Genomic DNA, 14,620 nt, shown 5'->3' on the forward strand with positions numbered 1-14,620 from the left:
GTTTTGCAAAAAATTTGCCACAAATATAAAACATTGATTTCAATAGCTTTTAAACTGACATTTCTCACTCTTATGCAACCCGCTGTTCTTTTATTTTTCTTAAATTTGCCAAGTTAATTTTTTTAAACAATCATCAATGATTACAAGCGATATATTGATCATAGGAGCGGGACCTACAGGGCTTTTTGCTGTTTTTGAAGCAGGTTTACTTAAAATGAAATGTCATTTAATCGACGCGTTGCCACAACCCGGCGGTCAGTTAACCGAGCTTTATCCTAAAAAACCTATTTTCGATATTCCGGGATTTCCATCAATTAATGCCGGGGATCTTGTAGATAATCTGATGGAGCAGATCAAGCAGTTTCAGCCTGGATTCACTTTAGGGGAAACTGCGCAGACTTTAACAAAACTGGAAGACGGAACTTTTGAAGTTGTAACCAACAAAGGAACGGTACACCGTGCGAAAGCCGTAGCGATTGCTGGCGGATTGGGAACTTTCGAACCTAGAAAACCTACCATCAACAATATTGGTGATTATGAAGAGAAAGGGGTTGAATATTTTGTAAAGGAACCTGAACATTTCCGAAATAAAAAAGTGGTCATTGCCGGGGGCGGCGATTCTGCGCTGGACTGGAGTATCTTCCTCGCCAATATTGCAAGCGAAGTTACTTTGATTCACAGAAGAAATGAGTTCCGAGGTGCGCTGGATTCTGTTGAAAAAGTTCAGGCACTGAAAGATCAGGGTAAAATCCGATTGGTAACTCCAGCCGAAGTGACCGGAATTAAAGGTGAAGGCCAGGTTTCTGCGATTACTGTTGAAAAAGAAGGAGAAACTTTTGATATCGAAACGGATTATTTCATTCCACTTTTCGGTCTTACGCCAAAACTTGGAGATTTGGCCAACTGGGGATTAGAAATCGAAAAAAATGCAATCGTCGTGAACAACGCACTCGATTATCAGACGAATATTCCCGGCGTTTACGCGATTGGTGACATCAACACCTATCCCGGAAAACTGAAGCTTATTTTATGTGGTTTCCATGAGGCGACTTTGATGTGCCAGAGTGTTTACAATATGCTGAATCCAGGTAAAAAATACGTATTGAAATATACAACGGTAAGTGGAGTAGACGGTTTCGACGGAAGCCGTAAAGAAGCTGAAAAAGCTGTTGTTAAAAAAATCGATTAAGAAACCATGCAGGATATCAATTTGAAAATTACGGACCGAAACGGCGAAACGCATGAGGTGGTGGCGCCTACGGATATGTCGATGAACCTCATGGAAGTCATCCGGTCTTATGAACTCGCAGAAGAAGGAACCATTGGTGTGTGCGGCGGAATGGCCATGTGCGCATCTTGTCAGGTTTATGTTTTGGAAGGTTCAGAAAAATTGGTGGAAATGGGTGATGAAGAAGATGCCATGCTTTCTGAGGCTTTTCATGTTCAGGATAATTCCAGACTGGGCTGCCAGATTCATATTACAGAAGAAATTGATGGTCTTGAAGTGGCAATTGCGCCTTATCCATAATGTTTTTCAATAGACTGATATAAAAAAATCCCGGAAACAGTCTCCGGGATTTTTTTGGCTCGTGGATTATGGTTTATTTTATTGTTGCTCTCGCTGATTTCACAGATTTTTTCTCTTTAAAAATCTGCCAATCTGAACAATCAGCGAAAATCCTTAATTAAAAATTTCCTAAACTTTTAGTTTTCCGCGGAATCCTCTCGCTGCATAATAGGATTCTGCGCCGTTGTGGTAAATGAAAACTGTTCCGTAACGGAAATCACCGAAAATCGCTCCGCCAAGTTTACGAATATTATCGGGTGTTTTCAGCCAGCTTGAAGTTTTGGTATCGAAGCTGCCTAAAGTCTGTAAATAACGGTAATCTTCTTCACTCAGCATTTCGATTCCCATCTCAGCAGCTTTATCGAGTGCGTTGTTTTTAGGTTTGTTTTCCTTCCTTTTTTCGAGCGCGTCACGGTCGTAGCAGAAACTTCTTCGTTCTTTCGGACTTTCCGCAGCACAGTCGAAAAATATATATTCGTCAGACTTCTCATCAAAATCTACCACATCAGGTTCGCCCCCGGTTTCTTCCATTTTCTGAAGAACAGCAAGCTTTTTAGGATGAATTTCAAGTTTATGCTGAATTTTCAGCCAGTCCAGCTCCGCGTGTCGGTGCATGTTCTTAAGGAAACGTTTTTGTAAAGTAGAGAGCATTTCTTTGGAAGTAATTTTCAAAGTGGCCATCGGTTTAATTTTGAATTAAAGTTAGCAAAATCTGAATTTAAAATTTTCTATTCTAAAAAAATATCCAAAACACTTTCGCATTTTGGATATTAAGTTCCAGTTTATTTTTTGGGAATTTCTGCAAGGATTTCTTTTAAAAACTTCCAGAATTTTTGTGTTGAAGGAATATTTGCTCTTTCATCCGGGGAATGTGCCCCGCGGATGGTTGGGCCAAAACTTACCATTTCCATTTCTGGGTAATTGGCACCGATAATTCCACATTCCAATCCTGCATGGCAGGCAACCACCTGAGGTTTTGAGCCGAAATCTTTTTCGTAGATTTTTTCCATGAGCTTCACGATTTCGGAACCCGGTTTTGGTTTCCAGCCTGGATAAGAACCACTGAATTCAACATTCATTCCGGCCAGTTCAAATACAGATTTCAACTGTTCTGCTACAGCGTATTTCGTAGATTCCACTGAAGAACGGGAAAGATTAAGGATTTTGAGCTCGCCCTGTTTCAGCTCTACACGAGCGATATTGTTAGAAGATTCAACCAAATCTTTAACATCCGGACTCATTCGGTATACCCCATTATGTGCGGATTTTAAAGCTAAAATAATTTTCCTGGAATCTTCTTCGGAAAGAGCTTTTTCAGCAGATGAAAACGTTTCGATATTGAGGTGTAAATCTTTTTCTACGCTCGCAAATTCGTCCAGAATTTCTTTTTTCAAAGCGGTAACCTGATCGATAAACTCTACGGAATGACGAACGGATAAAACCGCGCTAGCTTCCCGTGGAATTGCATTTCTCAATCCGCCACCGTCAATGGAAATCAGCTGGATATTTTGGTTATAAAGTCCCGTATACAGAAGTCTGCCCAAAATTACATTTGAATTCCCAAGACCTTTAATAATATCCATTCCTGAATGGCCGCCCTGTAAACCTTTTACCTCAATTTTTACAATTTGTCCTTTTGCTTCCTCCAAACCGTAAGTTTGGGTTGCGGTTACATCAATTCCTCCCGCACAGCCGATATCGATTTCATCATCTTCTTCGGTGTCGAGGTTCAAGAGTATTTCGCCATGAAGCTGTCCCGGTTTCAGTCCCATTGCTCCGGTCATTCCGGTTTCTTCATCAATGGTAAAAAGTGCTTCCAGAGCGGGATGCGGAATATCATTGCTTTCCAGGATGCTCATGATTGCGGCAACGCCCAAACCGTTGTCAGCGCCTAAAGTAGTTCCTTTGGCTTTTACCCAGTCACCGTCAACTTCCATGTCGATGCCCATGGTCTCGAAATCGAAATTTACATCGTTATTTTTCTGATGAACCATATCGAGGTGAGACTGCAGAACGACAGATTTGCGGTCTTCCATGCCTGGTGTTGCCGGTTTTTTGATGATGACGTTGCCAACTTCGTCTACAGTAGTTTCCAGACCAAGATTTTCGCCAAAATTTTTAATGAATGCTATTACTTTTTCTTCTTTTTTTGAAGGTCTTGGAACCGCATTTAACGCTGAAAAATTTTTCCAGATCAACTGAGGTTCCAGTTGTGAAAGTGCCATATCGTATAATTTTTCTCAAATTTACTAATAAAAAAACGCTCCCAAAATTTTTGGAAGCGTGAATCTCACGTTTTATAGATTTTTTAACAGCCACACTCGCCATAAATTGGGGAAGTTGATTTTTCACCGGTTTTTATATTTTCCACCGTCATTGATCCCTGGAACATCATGGTTTCATCCATTTCATTTATTTTTCTGCCGGTAATGGAGACTTTATAATCGGCATTTTCAAAATTTTTGCTGAAATTTTCAGGTTCAAAACCGTCGTCTTTTATGGGGATCTTAATTATTTTTCCACCCAGTTTGAAGTAAGCGTTTTTACCATAATCATCCACATATACATAGTTTTCATTTTCAAACTGTTCTTTGTTTTCGCCAAAGTAACACGAGCAGCCCTCAACTTCAGCTGGCATCGGAAATGACTCGGGTTTTAATCCTGAATCAACCTTTATCGTATCACTGGCAGTTTCGGGAACTGTTACGGTGGCATCTAAAGTGGTGTTTTCACTTAAGTTTACGCTTTCTTTTTTACAGGATTGAAAGATTAAAGTGGATAGTGCAAAAAATAGAATATGTTTTTTCATTTCATAAAATTATAAGTTAACCGCGGTCTCTTTCCAACAACACCATCATCAGAAAACTGAGAACTACAAGGGATTCGTCTTCATCGTCGATATCGATAATCCGGTCGAGCTGAAATTTCCTGCCAAAAAGTGAAGGCATTTTTTTAAGTTTAAAATATTCTTTCCCGGCATTGTCTTTTACAGTGTACGAAGGGTTCAGGAAGTATCCCGTAAGCATTCCCACCAAAGGAATTTCACCGATAAGTCCGTCAAAAACCTTGATCCAGCCGTTGTCTTCGTTAATTTGGTATCTTGTTGCGCCGGTTTCGTCGGCAATGTCGTACTGGGATTTCCACAAAGAGCGCATGCCTCTTCGGGCAAGATTTCCGAAATTTTGTCCGGACTGCACATCGGTGATGGCGTAAGAAGCGTTAAAATCGATCCATTGGTTTGCTTTTATTCTGAAAAGTTCCTGAGATTTGGTTTCGTTATTGAAAACGATAACATCTTCTTTCAGTATAAACATTTTTTGACGCACATAGGCGACGTAGTTTCCGTTTCTGTCGGTGATATTGAAATCGCTGGAAAGTGTGGTGATTTTAAAGGTGAAATTGAGAGGATAATTTAAGTTTTTCAGAACCATTAATTTAATTTTCCCAAAGATAATAAAAGGGGCGAAACTTGCATCTTGAGGGATTAAATTTTATTTTTGTGGAATGGACTATCCGAGTAAAGTTTTGGCGAAAGCTGTAGAAGAGATTTCCGGGCTGCCGGGAATTGGTAAAAAATCTGCGTTGAGGCTGGCTTTGCATCTTCTGAAACAGCCGGAAAGTCAGGCGATCGCACTTGGAGATTCACTGAAAAAGTTAGTTACCGACATCAAATACTGCAAAGAATGCCATAATTTTTCGGATTCTGAAATTTGTGAGATTTGCGCCAATCCAAAGCGCAATGAGGAAATTATATGCGTTGTGGAAGATGTACGTGATGTGATGGCGATTGAAAATACCGGCAAATACAGGGGCAAATATTTGGTTTTGGGCGGAAAAATTTCTCCGATGGAAGGAATCGGTCCGAATCATCTTAATATTTCTTCTATTGAAAAAAAGCTGGAAAACGGTGTCACCAAAGAGCTTATTTTTGCGCTCAGCGCGACCATGGAAGGCGATACCACCGCTTATTATATTTATAAGAAATTCAAAAATTCTGAAGTAAATTTTTCAACCATCGCCCGCGGAATTTCTGTGGGTGATGAACTGGAGTACGCCGATGAGATTTCGCTGGGACGCTCGATACAGAACAGGCTGCCGTATAATGAGAAAGACTAATTTTAATTTGTCATACCTGCATTTAGATCATATTTATCTTTAATAATTTCAAACGTGATTTCCATAATTATCCCCATTTACAATGCCGAAAAAACGATTGGCAAAGCCCTGGATTCTGTTAAAAATCAGACTTGGAATGGCGAATTTGAAATTATTGCTGTAAATGACGGATCTACGGACAGAAGCCAGGAAATTGTAGAAATTTACCGTCAGAAAAATCCAGAAATGAACATCATCCTCATCAATCAGGAAAATGCAGGTGTTTCTAAAGCAAGAAATAGTGCCTTGAGGACTTCAAAAGGAGAATTTATCGCGCTTCTGGATGCTGATGATGAATGGCTGCCGGAAAAAACGACAAGACAGATGAAGATTCTTATGGATGCCCAGTTGAATGCTGACTTTGTGGCGTCGTTATGGAATGATGAAAAAGTTGGTTTTCCTTATGCTGTTAATCCAGAAAACCAATTAGTTGAAATCACTCTTAAAAGATTATTGATAAAAATTACCGGACAAACTTCAACGGCAATTTTTAAAAGAAAGATTCTGGAAAATACTGGATACTTTGATGAAAGCCAAAGATATTCAGAAGATGCCAATTTCTGGATGAGAATTTCAAAGCATAACAGAATGTACTTACTCCCTCAGCGATGTGTTTATGCTGGTGGCGGAAAAAAATCATTTGGAATCTCCGGACTTTCAGCCAATTTAAAGGAGATGGAAAAAGGAATTCAAAAAAATATCAGGGAAATGTACCTAACCAACCGTATAAACTTTCCCGAATATCTTTTTTATTTTGTATTTTCAAAGCTGAAATATTTTATCAGGCCATTTAGAGCTAAATTTAATGGATAAACTAATTTGGGCATTTAGAGCATTATGCTATTCGGCTTTTTTCGGAAAATTTGGGTTGCCATCTTATCTTGGGAAACCCATCTTTCTGAAAGGGATCCGCTATGTTTTTATCGGAAGAAAAGTGAGGATTTTTCCTCACCTCCGGATGGAAACTTTAGCTGGAGGAAGCATTCACATTAAAGATGATGTCGTGATTTCGCAGAATGTACATATTACTTCTGCCGGAACTCTTGAAATAGGGAAAAGCTCCCTTATTTTGGCGAATGTTTTCATTACCAATATCGATCACGATTATACAGAAATTGGCGCACATGTAGTTAAACAGAAAATATTGGTAAAAGAAACCAAAATTGGGGACAATTGTTTTATAGGAATGGGTGCCGCGATTATGGCTGGAACCATTCTAGGGAAACAGTGTATTGTGGGTGCAAATTCTGTAGTAAGGGGAGTTTTTCCCGATTATTGTGTGATTGTTGGATCGCCTGCGAAAATTGTAAAAAAATATAATCCCCAAACTAAAGTTTGGGAAAAAACAGGTGAATAAGTTGAAAAAGATATTGATTACCGGCGGTGCTGGTTTTATCGGAAGCCAGCTGGCGTTGAGGTTGTTAAAAGAAGGTTATTTTGTGACGGTTCTCGATAACCTTTCACCCCAGATTCATGGCGAAAATCCTGAGATCGATTCGCCGCTGTACAGAAGTATTCTTGGTAAAGTAAATTTCATTAAAGGCGACATCACCAACAGACATGATTTGGAAAAAGCTCTTGAGAAAGCTGATGCGGTAATTCACTTTGCGGCTGAAACCGGCACGGGCCAATCCATGTATGAGATCGAAAAATACAATCATGTGAATGTTTCCGGTACTGCTTTGCTGCTTGATGTCCTGGTGAATAAGACCCACAATGTAAAGAAATTTGTCCTTGCATCTTCACGTGCCGTTTATGGTGAAGGGAAATATCGGAATGCTGATAACGAAACGGTGTATCCCGAAAACCGAACTTTAACTTTAATGGAGCAGGGATTTTATGAGATGACAGATGATAAAGGTCGGTCGTTGACGCCTGTTGCTACCGATGAATCATCAACACTACACCCAACTTCTTATTACGGATTAACCAAACTCCAGCAGGAAGAAATGGTAAAGCTGGTTTGCTCTTCAGTTGCGCTTCCCTTTGTGATTCTTCGGTATCAGAATGTTTATGGCGTGGGGCAGTCTTTACTTAATCCTTATACCGGAATTTTATCTATATTTTCAACACAGATCTTGAGTGGGAAAGAGACAAATGTTTTCGAAGATGGTCTGCCAAGCCGTGATTTTATCAACATTGAAGACACGGTAGAAGCCACTTTCAGAAGTTTAAAAAATGATCTCGCCAACAACGAAATTATAAATGTGGGAACCGGAAATCCAACGTCGGTACTTTCTGTAGCGAAAATGCTGGCGAAAATGTATGGGAAACAAGAGAAAATCAATGTCTCGGGGGATTTCAGAATTGGAGATATACGACACAACTTCGCGGATCTCTCGAAGATGAAAAGAATCCTGAATTTTGAACCGACAGTGAGTTTCGAGCAGGGAATTTCTGATTTTACAGATTGGGTGTTAAAACAGCCGGTTCATGAAAATAATTTTCAAAATTCCCTTATTGAAATGAAGCAAAAAGGATTTCTGAAATCATGAATTTTAGCCAGAAGAAAATATTATTGCTCTCCGCCAACTTTTTCGGTTACGAAGCTGCAATCTGCAACCGGTTGCGTGAACTGGGAGCCGAGGTAGATTTCCATAACGAAAGACCCTCAGATTCTGTCTTCACCAAAGGGATGATCAGGGTGAAAAGCAGATTGTTCCAAAAGAAAGTAAACCGGTATTATGAAAAACTTTGGCAACAGATTAAAGGAACGAAATACGATTATTTTCTTTTGATTAAAGGTGAATCTGTACCCCTGTTTTTTTTGAAGAAATTCGCAGACACAAATCCCGAGACAAAAAAGATTTTTTATTCTTACGATGCAGTGACAGAATATCCCAAATTTCTGAAGCTTTTTCCTTTTTTTGATCATAATTTTACCTTCGAACCTGTAGATGCAAAAAAGTATAATCTGCATTTCCGGCCGCTCTTTTTTTTAAATGAATACAAAAAGCAAAACCAAAATCCAAAACCCAAATTTGATCTCGTTTTTATCGGCAGTGCCCATACAGACCGCTATTTAATAGGCGAAAAAATAAGGGAACGATGTACAAATTTAAAGCTGAAAACTTTTTTTTATTACTATGCTCCCGGCAGAGTTGCTTTCATGCTTAAAAAGATTTTCGATAAAAATATGATGAATTTCGATATGGAAAAGCTCAGTTTCAAAAAACTGTCACATACTGAAATTAGCGGAATTTATGATCAAGCTTTTGCGGTACTTGATATTAACAAGCCATTTCAAAATGGGCTTACCATGAGGACTTTCGAGGCTTTGGCAGCAGGTAAAAAATTAATTACAACCAATTGCAATATCAAGAACTATCCTTTTTATAACGAAGAAAACATTCTTATCCTTAATCGGAATGATTTGAATGTCGAAAAACAGTTTTTCAATACTGAATTCAAAAAAATAGATAATGAGGTTATCGAGAAGATATCCCTGGATTCATGGATTCACTGCCTTTTTGTTCAGCACCAGGATGAGTTTTGGGGAATTGCGGAGAAGGACTTTAATTCTTAAATATTTTCCACAAAAAAATCGGTTAAGAAATTTCTTAACCGATTTTTATATTGTTATGCTGATGTTATTTTCCTGCCGGAGCCGGAACAGGCAATGTAGTTGTACTGTTTGTACCGGGAGCGGTTTGCGGAGCCGGAGCTTCAGTTCTCGCAGGAACCTGTTGCATTGAAGGGGTAGGCTTCGCTGTTAAAATTACGCTTAACAGAATTAAGAACACAATAGCACCACCAAGAATCCATGTCGCTCTCTCCATAAAATCATTTGTTCTCTGAACACCGAACTGTGCGGAAGATGTACCCCCGAAAGTTCCTGAAAGACCACCTCCCTTCGGATTTTGGGCCATAATGATGATGATTAGTAAAATACTTAAAATCATGATCAGGATCATGAATAAGGTAAATATTGTGCTCATTTTATTTTTAAGTTTAAGAAGTGCAAATATAGTTAATATTTTCAAATAAAAAATATAAATTTATTCAGTTCTTACCCGTCTTGATTCAGTTTTTTTTGAGATTTTCTGAGGGAAAAGACGTTTCGGCAGAAATAAAAAATAAGTATTTAGTTTAAAGAATTTTATCCATGAACTATATTTTTTTTTAAATTGCAGCAATGAAAAATTTTCTCCTTAATAATGTGAGTTTAGACTCTTTAACCACGCTTTTAAGTCAAGCTCCTGTTGCTTTGGCAATGTTGATGGGCGAGGACCAGGTGGTTGAAATTGCCAATAAACAGATTTTAGATTTATGGGGAAAAGATACAAGCGTAATCGGGCTTCCGATTCTTGAGGCAATTCCGGAAATCCGTGATCAGGAGTTTCCACGGATATTAAAGAATGTTTATGACACAGGTATTGCCTATAAAGGCAACAGCGTTTTGGCAATGCTAATGAAAGACGGGGTGCTTACCGACAGTTACTTTGACTTTATATATTCACCGGTTTTTTTTGAAGGTAAAATAACAGGAGTGAGCGTTGTAGCCACCGATGTTACCGATAAAGTGCTTTCTGAAAAAAAGCTTCAGGAAAGCGAAATTCGCTTCAAGGAACTCATGGAGATTTCAGATTATTCAACTGCTATTTATCTTGGTGAAGACCTAATCATCGATTTTGCCAATGACCAGATGATAAAAACCTGGGGTAAAGACCGGTCTGTAATTGGCAAAAGACTTGAAGAAGCGTTGCCGGAACTGAAAGGCCAGCCATTTATTGATATTTTAAAAAATATATTCGCAACAGGCATTCCATATACCGCAAAAGAAGATAAAGTAGATCTTGTTGTCGACGGCGTGCTGCAGACTTTTTATTATAACTTTTCTTACAAACCGCTCTACGACGTACAGGGGAAAATTTATGCGATCATGAATGTGGCGGTAGATGTTACCGAATTAGTGAATGCCAAAAACCTTAGCCAGGCAAAAGAAGACGAATACCGAAATCTTGCCGAAGCAATGCCACAAATGGTTTGGAAAACAGATGCAGAAGGTAAGGTGGAGTATTGTAATGAGCAGATGCTAAATTTGCTCACTCCGGAAGAAAAACGAGATCAAGATTTCAGTTTTATGAAGATTATTCATCCCGAAGATGCTTTTAAATTATCTAAAGTATGGGACGAGAGCTGTGTAAACAAAAAAGGCTTCGAAATTGAATACCGTATTTTCGATGCTGGAAAACAGGAATACCGTTGGTTTTTAACCCGTGCGTTACCGGTACTAAAAAACGGCGAAGTTTTAAAATGGATCGGAACAAGTACCGATATCAACGAATTCAAGAATCTGGTTACTCAGAAAGATACTTTCCTAGGTATTGCAAGCCATGAACTGAAAACTCCTTTAACTTCACTGAAACTCTATGCGCAGGTTTTAGAAAGAATGCTGAAGAAAACAGGGGACGAAAAAAACGCTGAATTTGCCAAAAAAATGGATCTTCAGGTGGTGAAGCTTACTTCTTTAATCGGCGATTTGCTGGATGTTACCAAAATTAACTCAGGAAAAATACACCTTAATGAGAGCGATTTCGATTTTGAGAAACTCGTGCTGGAGACTGTTGAAGAACTGCAGATGTCGACCCTCCATAAAATAAAACTTAAAACTGAAAATGTAGGAACAGTTTTTGCTGACAGGGAACGTATAAGCCAGGTAATCACCAATTTAATTTCAAACGCAATCAAATATTCTCCTGATGCCGTAGAAATTCTTGTAGATATAAAAAATGAGGGCAATTTTGCCATTTTTACTGTGGAGGATTTTGGGATCGGGATGCCGGAAGATAAAAAAGCAAAAGTTTTTGAACAGTATTACCGCGTAAGTGGGGATGAACAGAATACTTTCCCCGGACTTGGATTAGGGCTTTACATTGCAGCGCAAATTGTGGAGCGCTCGAACGGAAAAATTTGGGTGGAAAGTACTTTAGGAAAAGGATCCACATTCTGTTTCTCGCTTCCTCTTGTAGACCGTAAAATTAATTAAGAAAATGAATTCAAAAAAAGTAATAATTGTTGATGATGATGTATCGATTCTGGATTCTTTAGGAATTATGCTCGATTTCGAAGGCTTCGAAGTCAACGCTTTCGAACGCGGTTCCGAGATTTTCAGTTATGTAGAATCAATTTCGAAGCCCGATATCATTCTTCTGGATATGTGGCTTTCCGGGGAAGACGGAAGAGATATCTGCAAAAAGTTAAAAGAAAATGAAATCACGAAGTATATTCCCGTGGTCATGATGTCGGCCAGCCGAGGGTTAGAGCATACCGCAATACAGTCTGGTGCCAACGCTTTTATCGCAAAACCATTCGAGATAGATGAAGTGGTGGATAAACTTCATCAGTTGACTGAATAAATTTTTTATTTAAAGCTATAAATGTAAAAGACAAACCCTGAAGTTTGTCTTTTTTGTGTGTTATATGAAAGTGAAAGTTTAAACGCGAACTACATCGAAATTAAAAGAACTTGTAAAATTCATCTGGAAATTAGAATTTAATCTGTACTTCAGTTTTTTCGAAATTTCGTTTAAAAGGTTGAAATGATCGGTGTTCGAAAGATCATCAGTAAGAAGATCCTGATTGTTGATTTTAATTCCGGCATCATCAAATCTGATAAATTCTAGGCCGTAATGAGAATGAAGTTTTTCCAAAAATTTCAGATCTTCTAAAGAAAGTATATTTTCTGACATGGCTTTTTATTTTTTTTGATTGATGTAAAAATATTTACAATTATTGTGCCTTTTGTAATAACTGTTGTTGATAACGTTCTGATTTCCGTAAAAGATGATGATTTTTAATACAAAAAACGGCAACTCCCGCTGCCGTTTTTATAAATAATTAAATTAAAGTTATTTGAAGTCCGAATCTTTGGACTGGTTAATCTGGTAAGACTTCACGGTGAAATCTACCGGCATTCCGCCCATATTCTGCGACATTTTGTACGGAAGTTTTACACCTGAAACTACTTTGTAATCACCGAAAACAGTAGGCACTGCCATTTCTCCCTGAGGGCCTTTCTGCATTTTGGTTTCGCCAAGTTTCAGACCTGTTTTCACGCTGTAGTAATACGTATTTTTATCTTTTTTTACAACGTAAGCATCTTCATTCTCGAATTTTTCAATTCCTGTAAGCTTGTAATCTGCAGATTTAGCAAAACCAAGCTCCGGGAAAAGCTCTGTAGAAGCGGCAAGTTCCTTCTTAGCTTCTTCCGGCATGGGTGTCTTCTGTCCCTGCATCTCCATGAAACCATCTTTACCATCGAAAACAATTTTCTGGAAGGTGTTGCCCATCATTTTGATTTCCATTTTCATTTTAGCGCCTTTTGCCTGAATCATGTTCATGTCGAGATCCATTCCCTGTACTTTTGCCGAAGCATCAGTGGTAATGGAATTTATTTTCTCAACCGCTGCTGAACCACCGATGGCAGCAATATATTTTTCTGCAACCGTAGATAACGTCACGCTTGCATCCATCTTCTGCGAGGAAGGTTTTGCGGTTGGATTGGCTTCATTATCATAATATTTAACCGGATAACCCAATTTTTCAAGACCTTCAGAAATATCTGCAGCTTTACCTGCTACGAAAATGCGGCTTTGGTTTGGCAAAATTGTGGCTTTCACTGCTGCTGAAACATCTGCTGCAGTTACTTTATCGATTGATTTCAGATAGTTTGTATAGAAATCTGCAGGCAAATTCTGTACTTTTTCACTGAGTGCAAATCTTGCGATGGTTTCCGGTCTTTCCAAAGAACGGATGAAGTCTCCTTTCAGTTTTGCTTTTGCATTGGCAAGTTCTTCCGGAGTTACTTTAGAAATTGCATTCAGCTCGTTCATGAATTCTTTTACCGCTTTATCGGTAACTTCATTTCTTACGCTTGAGTTTGCAGAAAAACTTGGCGAATATTTACTTGCAGTCATTGATGAATAAGCGCCATACGTAAATCCGTTTTTCTCCCGAAGATTCATAAAAAGTCTCGCTTCACCGCCGCCGCCTAAAATGTAATTGGCGATCATTGACGAGAAATAGTTAGGATCGCTCATCTTCAGATTATTGATGTTTCCGACCGACACCACCGACTGAACCGCGGTTGGAACATCGACAACATTAATCTCTGTTGCAGCAACATTAGAAGCCGGTTCTAACGGACTGAAAGTTGTGCTCGATTTTTTCCAGCCTGAAAAGGCCTTTTCAATCATTTTTTTGGCGTCGTTGTATTTCACATCACCAACTACAACCAAATATGCATTGTTGGGTGTGTAATACTTATTGTACATATTCTGCACATCAACCAGCTGAATGTTTTTGATGCTTTCCTCTGTTTCAAACTCACCTCTGGAAGTGTTTTTTCCGTACGTAAGCGCGGTGGAAACACGGTTCGCAATTGAACTTGCGTTTTTCTCGTCGGCTTTCAAACCTTCGATCATTCTGTCTTTTGAGTTTTTTACTTCTGTTTCAGAAAATTTAGGGTTTACAATCGCATCCGCCATCAAACCTAAAACCTGAGGGAAATACTTCGATAGCGTGTTGGCATTTGCACCGGCTGCAGAGAAATTTAAATTTGCCCCAAGAAAATCAATTTTCTTGTTGAAATCTTCTTTACTCATTGATGATGTACCGCTGCCGAGCTGATCTGCCATAATTTGGCTTACCCCAACAATTTTACCTTCGTAAACCGGCGGCCTGTCTATAGAAAGGCTCATGTTTACCCTTGGTAATTTATTGTTTTCAACCACCATTACGGTAAGTCCGTTTTTCAGGGTGAAAGTTTTCGGTTTCGTTATGTTGATTGTAGGAGTAGGGCCTGGTTTAGGCATTTCGTCCTTATTGATTTTTTGTGCAGACAGCATTCCTGAAATTAAAAATGCGGCCGCGATATATTTAAAGTTGTATTTCATG

General features: G+C 38.9%; 16 protein-coding genes. 9 read left to right on the plus strand and 7 right to left on the minus strand.

The window, feature by feature from the left end; all coding sequences use genetic code 11:
- Positions 1–136 precede the first annotated feature (136 nt).
- A complete protein-coding gene (locus tag OK344_RS07690; RefSeq protein ID WP_265144250.1) occupies positions 137–1,189 on the plus strand; it encodes an NAD(P)/FAD-dependent oxidoreductase in 1,053 nt (350 codons plus the stop codon).
- Positions 1,190–1,195: 6 nt separating this feature from the next.
- Positions 1,196–1,528 (plus strand): 2Fe-2S iron-sulfur cluster-binding protein, encoded by a 333-nt coding sequence (locus tag OK344_RS07695; RefSeq protein WP_088469374.1) that lies wholly within the window; start codon positions 1,196–1,198, stop codon positions 1,526–1,528.
- 168 nt (positions 1,529–1,696) lie between these two features.
- Here OK344_RS07695 and OK344_RS07700 read toward each other — a convergent pair whose 3' ends face one another.
- From OK344_RS07700 to OK344_RS07715, 4 genes are all read right to left on the minus strand, one after another.
- A complete protein-coding gene (locus OK344_RS07700) occupies positions 1,697–2,248 on the minus strand; it encodes a DUF4256 domain-containing protein (protein ID WP_265144251.1) in 552 nt (183 codons plus the stop codon).
- A 101-nt stretch (positions 2,249–2,349) separates the two neighbouring features.
- Entirely contained in the window at positions 2,350–3,792 is a 1,443-nt protein-coding gene (locus OK344_RS07705) for an aminoacyl-histidine dipeptidase (RefSeq protein WP_265144252.1), read from the minus strand.
- Between the two features lie 83 nt (positions 3,793–3,875).
- Positions 3,876–4,376: a hypothetical protein gene (locus OK344_RS07710; protein ID WP_265144253.1), complete on the minus strand. Its 501-nt coding sequence runs from the start codon at positions 4,374–4,376 to the stop codon at positions 3,876–3,878.
- Positions 4,377–4,392: 16 nt separating this feature from the next.
- Positions 4,393–4,998 carry an LURP-one-related/scramblase family protein gene (locus tag OK344_RS07715; protein ID WP_265144254.1) on the minus strand — a complete coding sequence of 202 codons (606 nt, stop codon included), beginning with the start codon at positions 4,996–4,998 and terminating at the stop codon, positions 4,393–4,395.
- Positions 4,999–5,071: 73 nt separating this feature from the next.
- Between OK344_RS07715 and recR the strand changes: the two genes are divergently transcribed.
- The 5 genes from recR to OK344_RS07740 are packed head-to-tail and all read left to right on the plus strand — an operon-like array spanning position 5,072 to position 9,248.
- Positions 5,072–5,683 (plus strand): recombination mediator RecR, encoded by a 612-nt coding sequence (gene recR, locus OK344_RS07720; protein ID WP_265144255.1) that lies wholly within the window; start codon positions 5,072–5,074, stop codon positions 5,681–5,683.
- 54 nt (positions 5,684–5,737) lie between these two features.
- A complete protein-coding gene (locus OK344_RS07725) occupies positions 5,738–6,535 on the plus strand; it encodes a glycosyltransferase family 2 protein (RefSeq protein ID WP_265144256.1) in 798 nt (265 codons plus the stop codon).
- Entirely contained in the window at positions 6,528–7,079 is a 552-nt protein-coding gene (locus OK344_RS07730; RefSeq protein WP_265144257.1) for a DapH/DapD/GlmU-related protein, read from the plus strand. The genes OK344_RS07725 and OK344_RS07730 overlap by 8 nt, the downstream gene beginning before the upstream one ends.
- Before the next feature lies 1 nt (position 7,080).
- Positions 7,081–8,217 (plus strand): SDR family NAD(P)-dependent oxidoreductase, encoded by a 1,137-nt coding sequence (locus OK344_RS07735; RefSeq protein WP_265144258.1) that lies wholly within the window; start codon positions 7,081–7,083, stop codon positions 8,215–8,217.
- Entirely contained in the window at positions 8,214–9,248 is a 1,035-nt protein-coding gene (locus OK344_RS07740) for a WaaS/CpsH family glycosyltransferase (protein ID WP_265144259.1), read from the plus strand. The genes OK344_RS07735 and OK344_RS07740 overlap by 4 nt, the downstream gene beginning before the upstream one ends.
- Positions 9,249–9,312: 64 nt before the next feature.
- On the opposite strand, the gene secG is transcribed toward OK344_RS07740, so the two are convergent.
- Positions 9,313–9,660, minus strand: a complete 348-nt coding sequence (gene secG, locus OK344_RS07745; RefSeq protein ID WP_088469364.1) for a preprotein translocase subunit SecG — start codon at positions 9,658–9,660, stop codon at positions 9,313–9,315.
- A gap of 197 nt (positions 9,661–9,857) precedes the next feature.
- On the opposite strand from secG, the gene OK344_RS07750 reads away from it, so the two are divergent.
- Positions 9,858–11,711, plus strand: a complete 1,854-nt coding sequence (locus OK344_RS07750; protein ID WP_265144260.1) for a PAS domain-containing sensor histidine kinase — start codon at positions 9,858–9,860, stop codon at positions 11,709–11,711.
- A gap of 4 nt (positions 11,712–11,715) precedes the next feature.
- The gene (locus OK344_RS07755) at positions 11,716–12,081 is read left to right on the plus strand and encodes a response regulator (RefSeq protein WP_265144261.1); all 366 of its coding nucleotides are present in this window, start codon (positions 11,716–11,718) and stop codon (positions 12,079–12,081) included.
- A gap of 78 nt (positions 12,082–12,159) precedes the next feature.
- On the opposite strand, the gene OK344_RS07760 is transcribed toward OK344_RS07755, so the two are convergent.
- Positions 12,160–12,414 carry a hypothetical protein gene (locus OK344_RS07760; protein ID WP_265144262.1) on the minus strand — a complete coding sequence of 85 codons (255 nt, stop codon included), beginning with the start codon at positions 12,412–12,414 and terminating at the stop codon, positions 12,160–12,162.
- A 159-nt stretch (positions 12,415–12,573) separates the two neighbouring features.
- On the minus strand, positions 12,574–14,619 hold the full coding sequence (locus OK344_RS07765) for a M16 family metallopeptidase (protein ID WP_265144263.1): 2,046 nt from the start codon (positions 14,617–14,619) through the stop codon (positions 12,574–12,576).
- Position 14,620 lies beyond the last annotated feature (1 nt).

It is taken from the genome of Kaistella yananensis (assembly GCF_026107505.2).
Classification (GTDB): domain Bacteria; phylum Bacteroidota; class Bacteroidia; order Flavobacteriales; family Weeksellaceae; genus Kaistella; species Kaistella yananensis.

Coding starts and splice junctions, on each gene's coding strand:
- OK344_RS07690 (WP_265144250.1), top strand. CDS start 137: ATGATTACAAGCGATATATTGATCATAGGAGCGGGACCTACAGGGCTT.
- OK344_RS07695 (WP_088469374.1), top strand. CDS start 1,196: ATGCAGGATATCAATTTGAAAATTACGGACCGAAACGGCGAAACGCAT.
- OK344_RS07700 (WP_265144251.1), bottom strand. CDS start 2,248: ATGGCCACTTTGAAAATTACTTCCAAAGAAATGCTCTCTACTTTACAA.
- OK344_RS07705 (WP_265144252.1), bottom strand. CDS start 3,792: ATGGCACTTTCACAACTGGAACCTCAGTTGATCTGGAAAAATTTTTCA.
- OK344_RS07710 (WP_265144253.1), bottom strand. CDS start 4,376: ATGAAAAAACATATTCTATTTTTTGCACTATCCACTTTAATCTTTCAA.
- OK344_RS07715 (WP_265144254.1), bottom strand. CDS start 4,998: ATGGTTCTGAAAAACTTAAATTATCCTCTCAATTTCACCTTTAAAATC.
- recR (WP_265144255.1), top strand. CDS start 5,072: ATGGACTATCCGAGTAAAGTTTTGGCGAAAGCTGTAGAAGAGATTTCC.
- OK344_RS07730 (WP_265144257.1), top strand. CDS start 6,528: ATGGATAAACTAATTTGGGCATTTAGAGCATTATGCTATTCGGCTTTT.
- OK344_RS07740 (WP_265144259.1), top strand. CDS start 8,214: ATGAATTTTAGCCAGAAGAAAATATTATTGCTCTCCGCCAACTTTTTC.
- secG (WP_088469364.1), bottom strand. CDS start 9,660: ATGAGCACAATATTTACCTTATTCATGATCCTGATCATGATTTTAAGT.
- OK344_RS07750 (WP_265144260.1), top strand. CDS start 9,858: ATGAAAAATTTTCTCCTTAATAATGTGAGTTTAGACTCTTTAACCACG.
- OK344_RS07755 (WP_265144261.1), top strand. CDS start 11,716: ATGAATTCAAAAAAAGTAATAATTGTTGATGATGATGTATCGATTCTG.
- OK344_RS07760 (WP_265144262.1), bottom strand. CDS start 12,414: ATGTCAGAAAATATACTTTCTTTAGAAGATCTGAAATTTTTGGAAAAA.
- OK344_RS07765 (WP_265144263.1), bottom strand. CDS start 14,619: ATGAAATACAACTTTAAATATATCGCGGCCGCATTTTTAATTTCAGGA.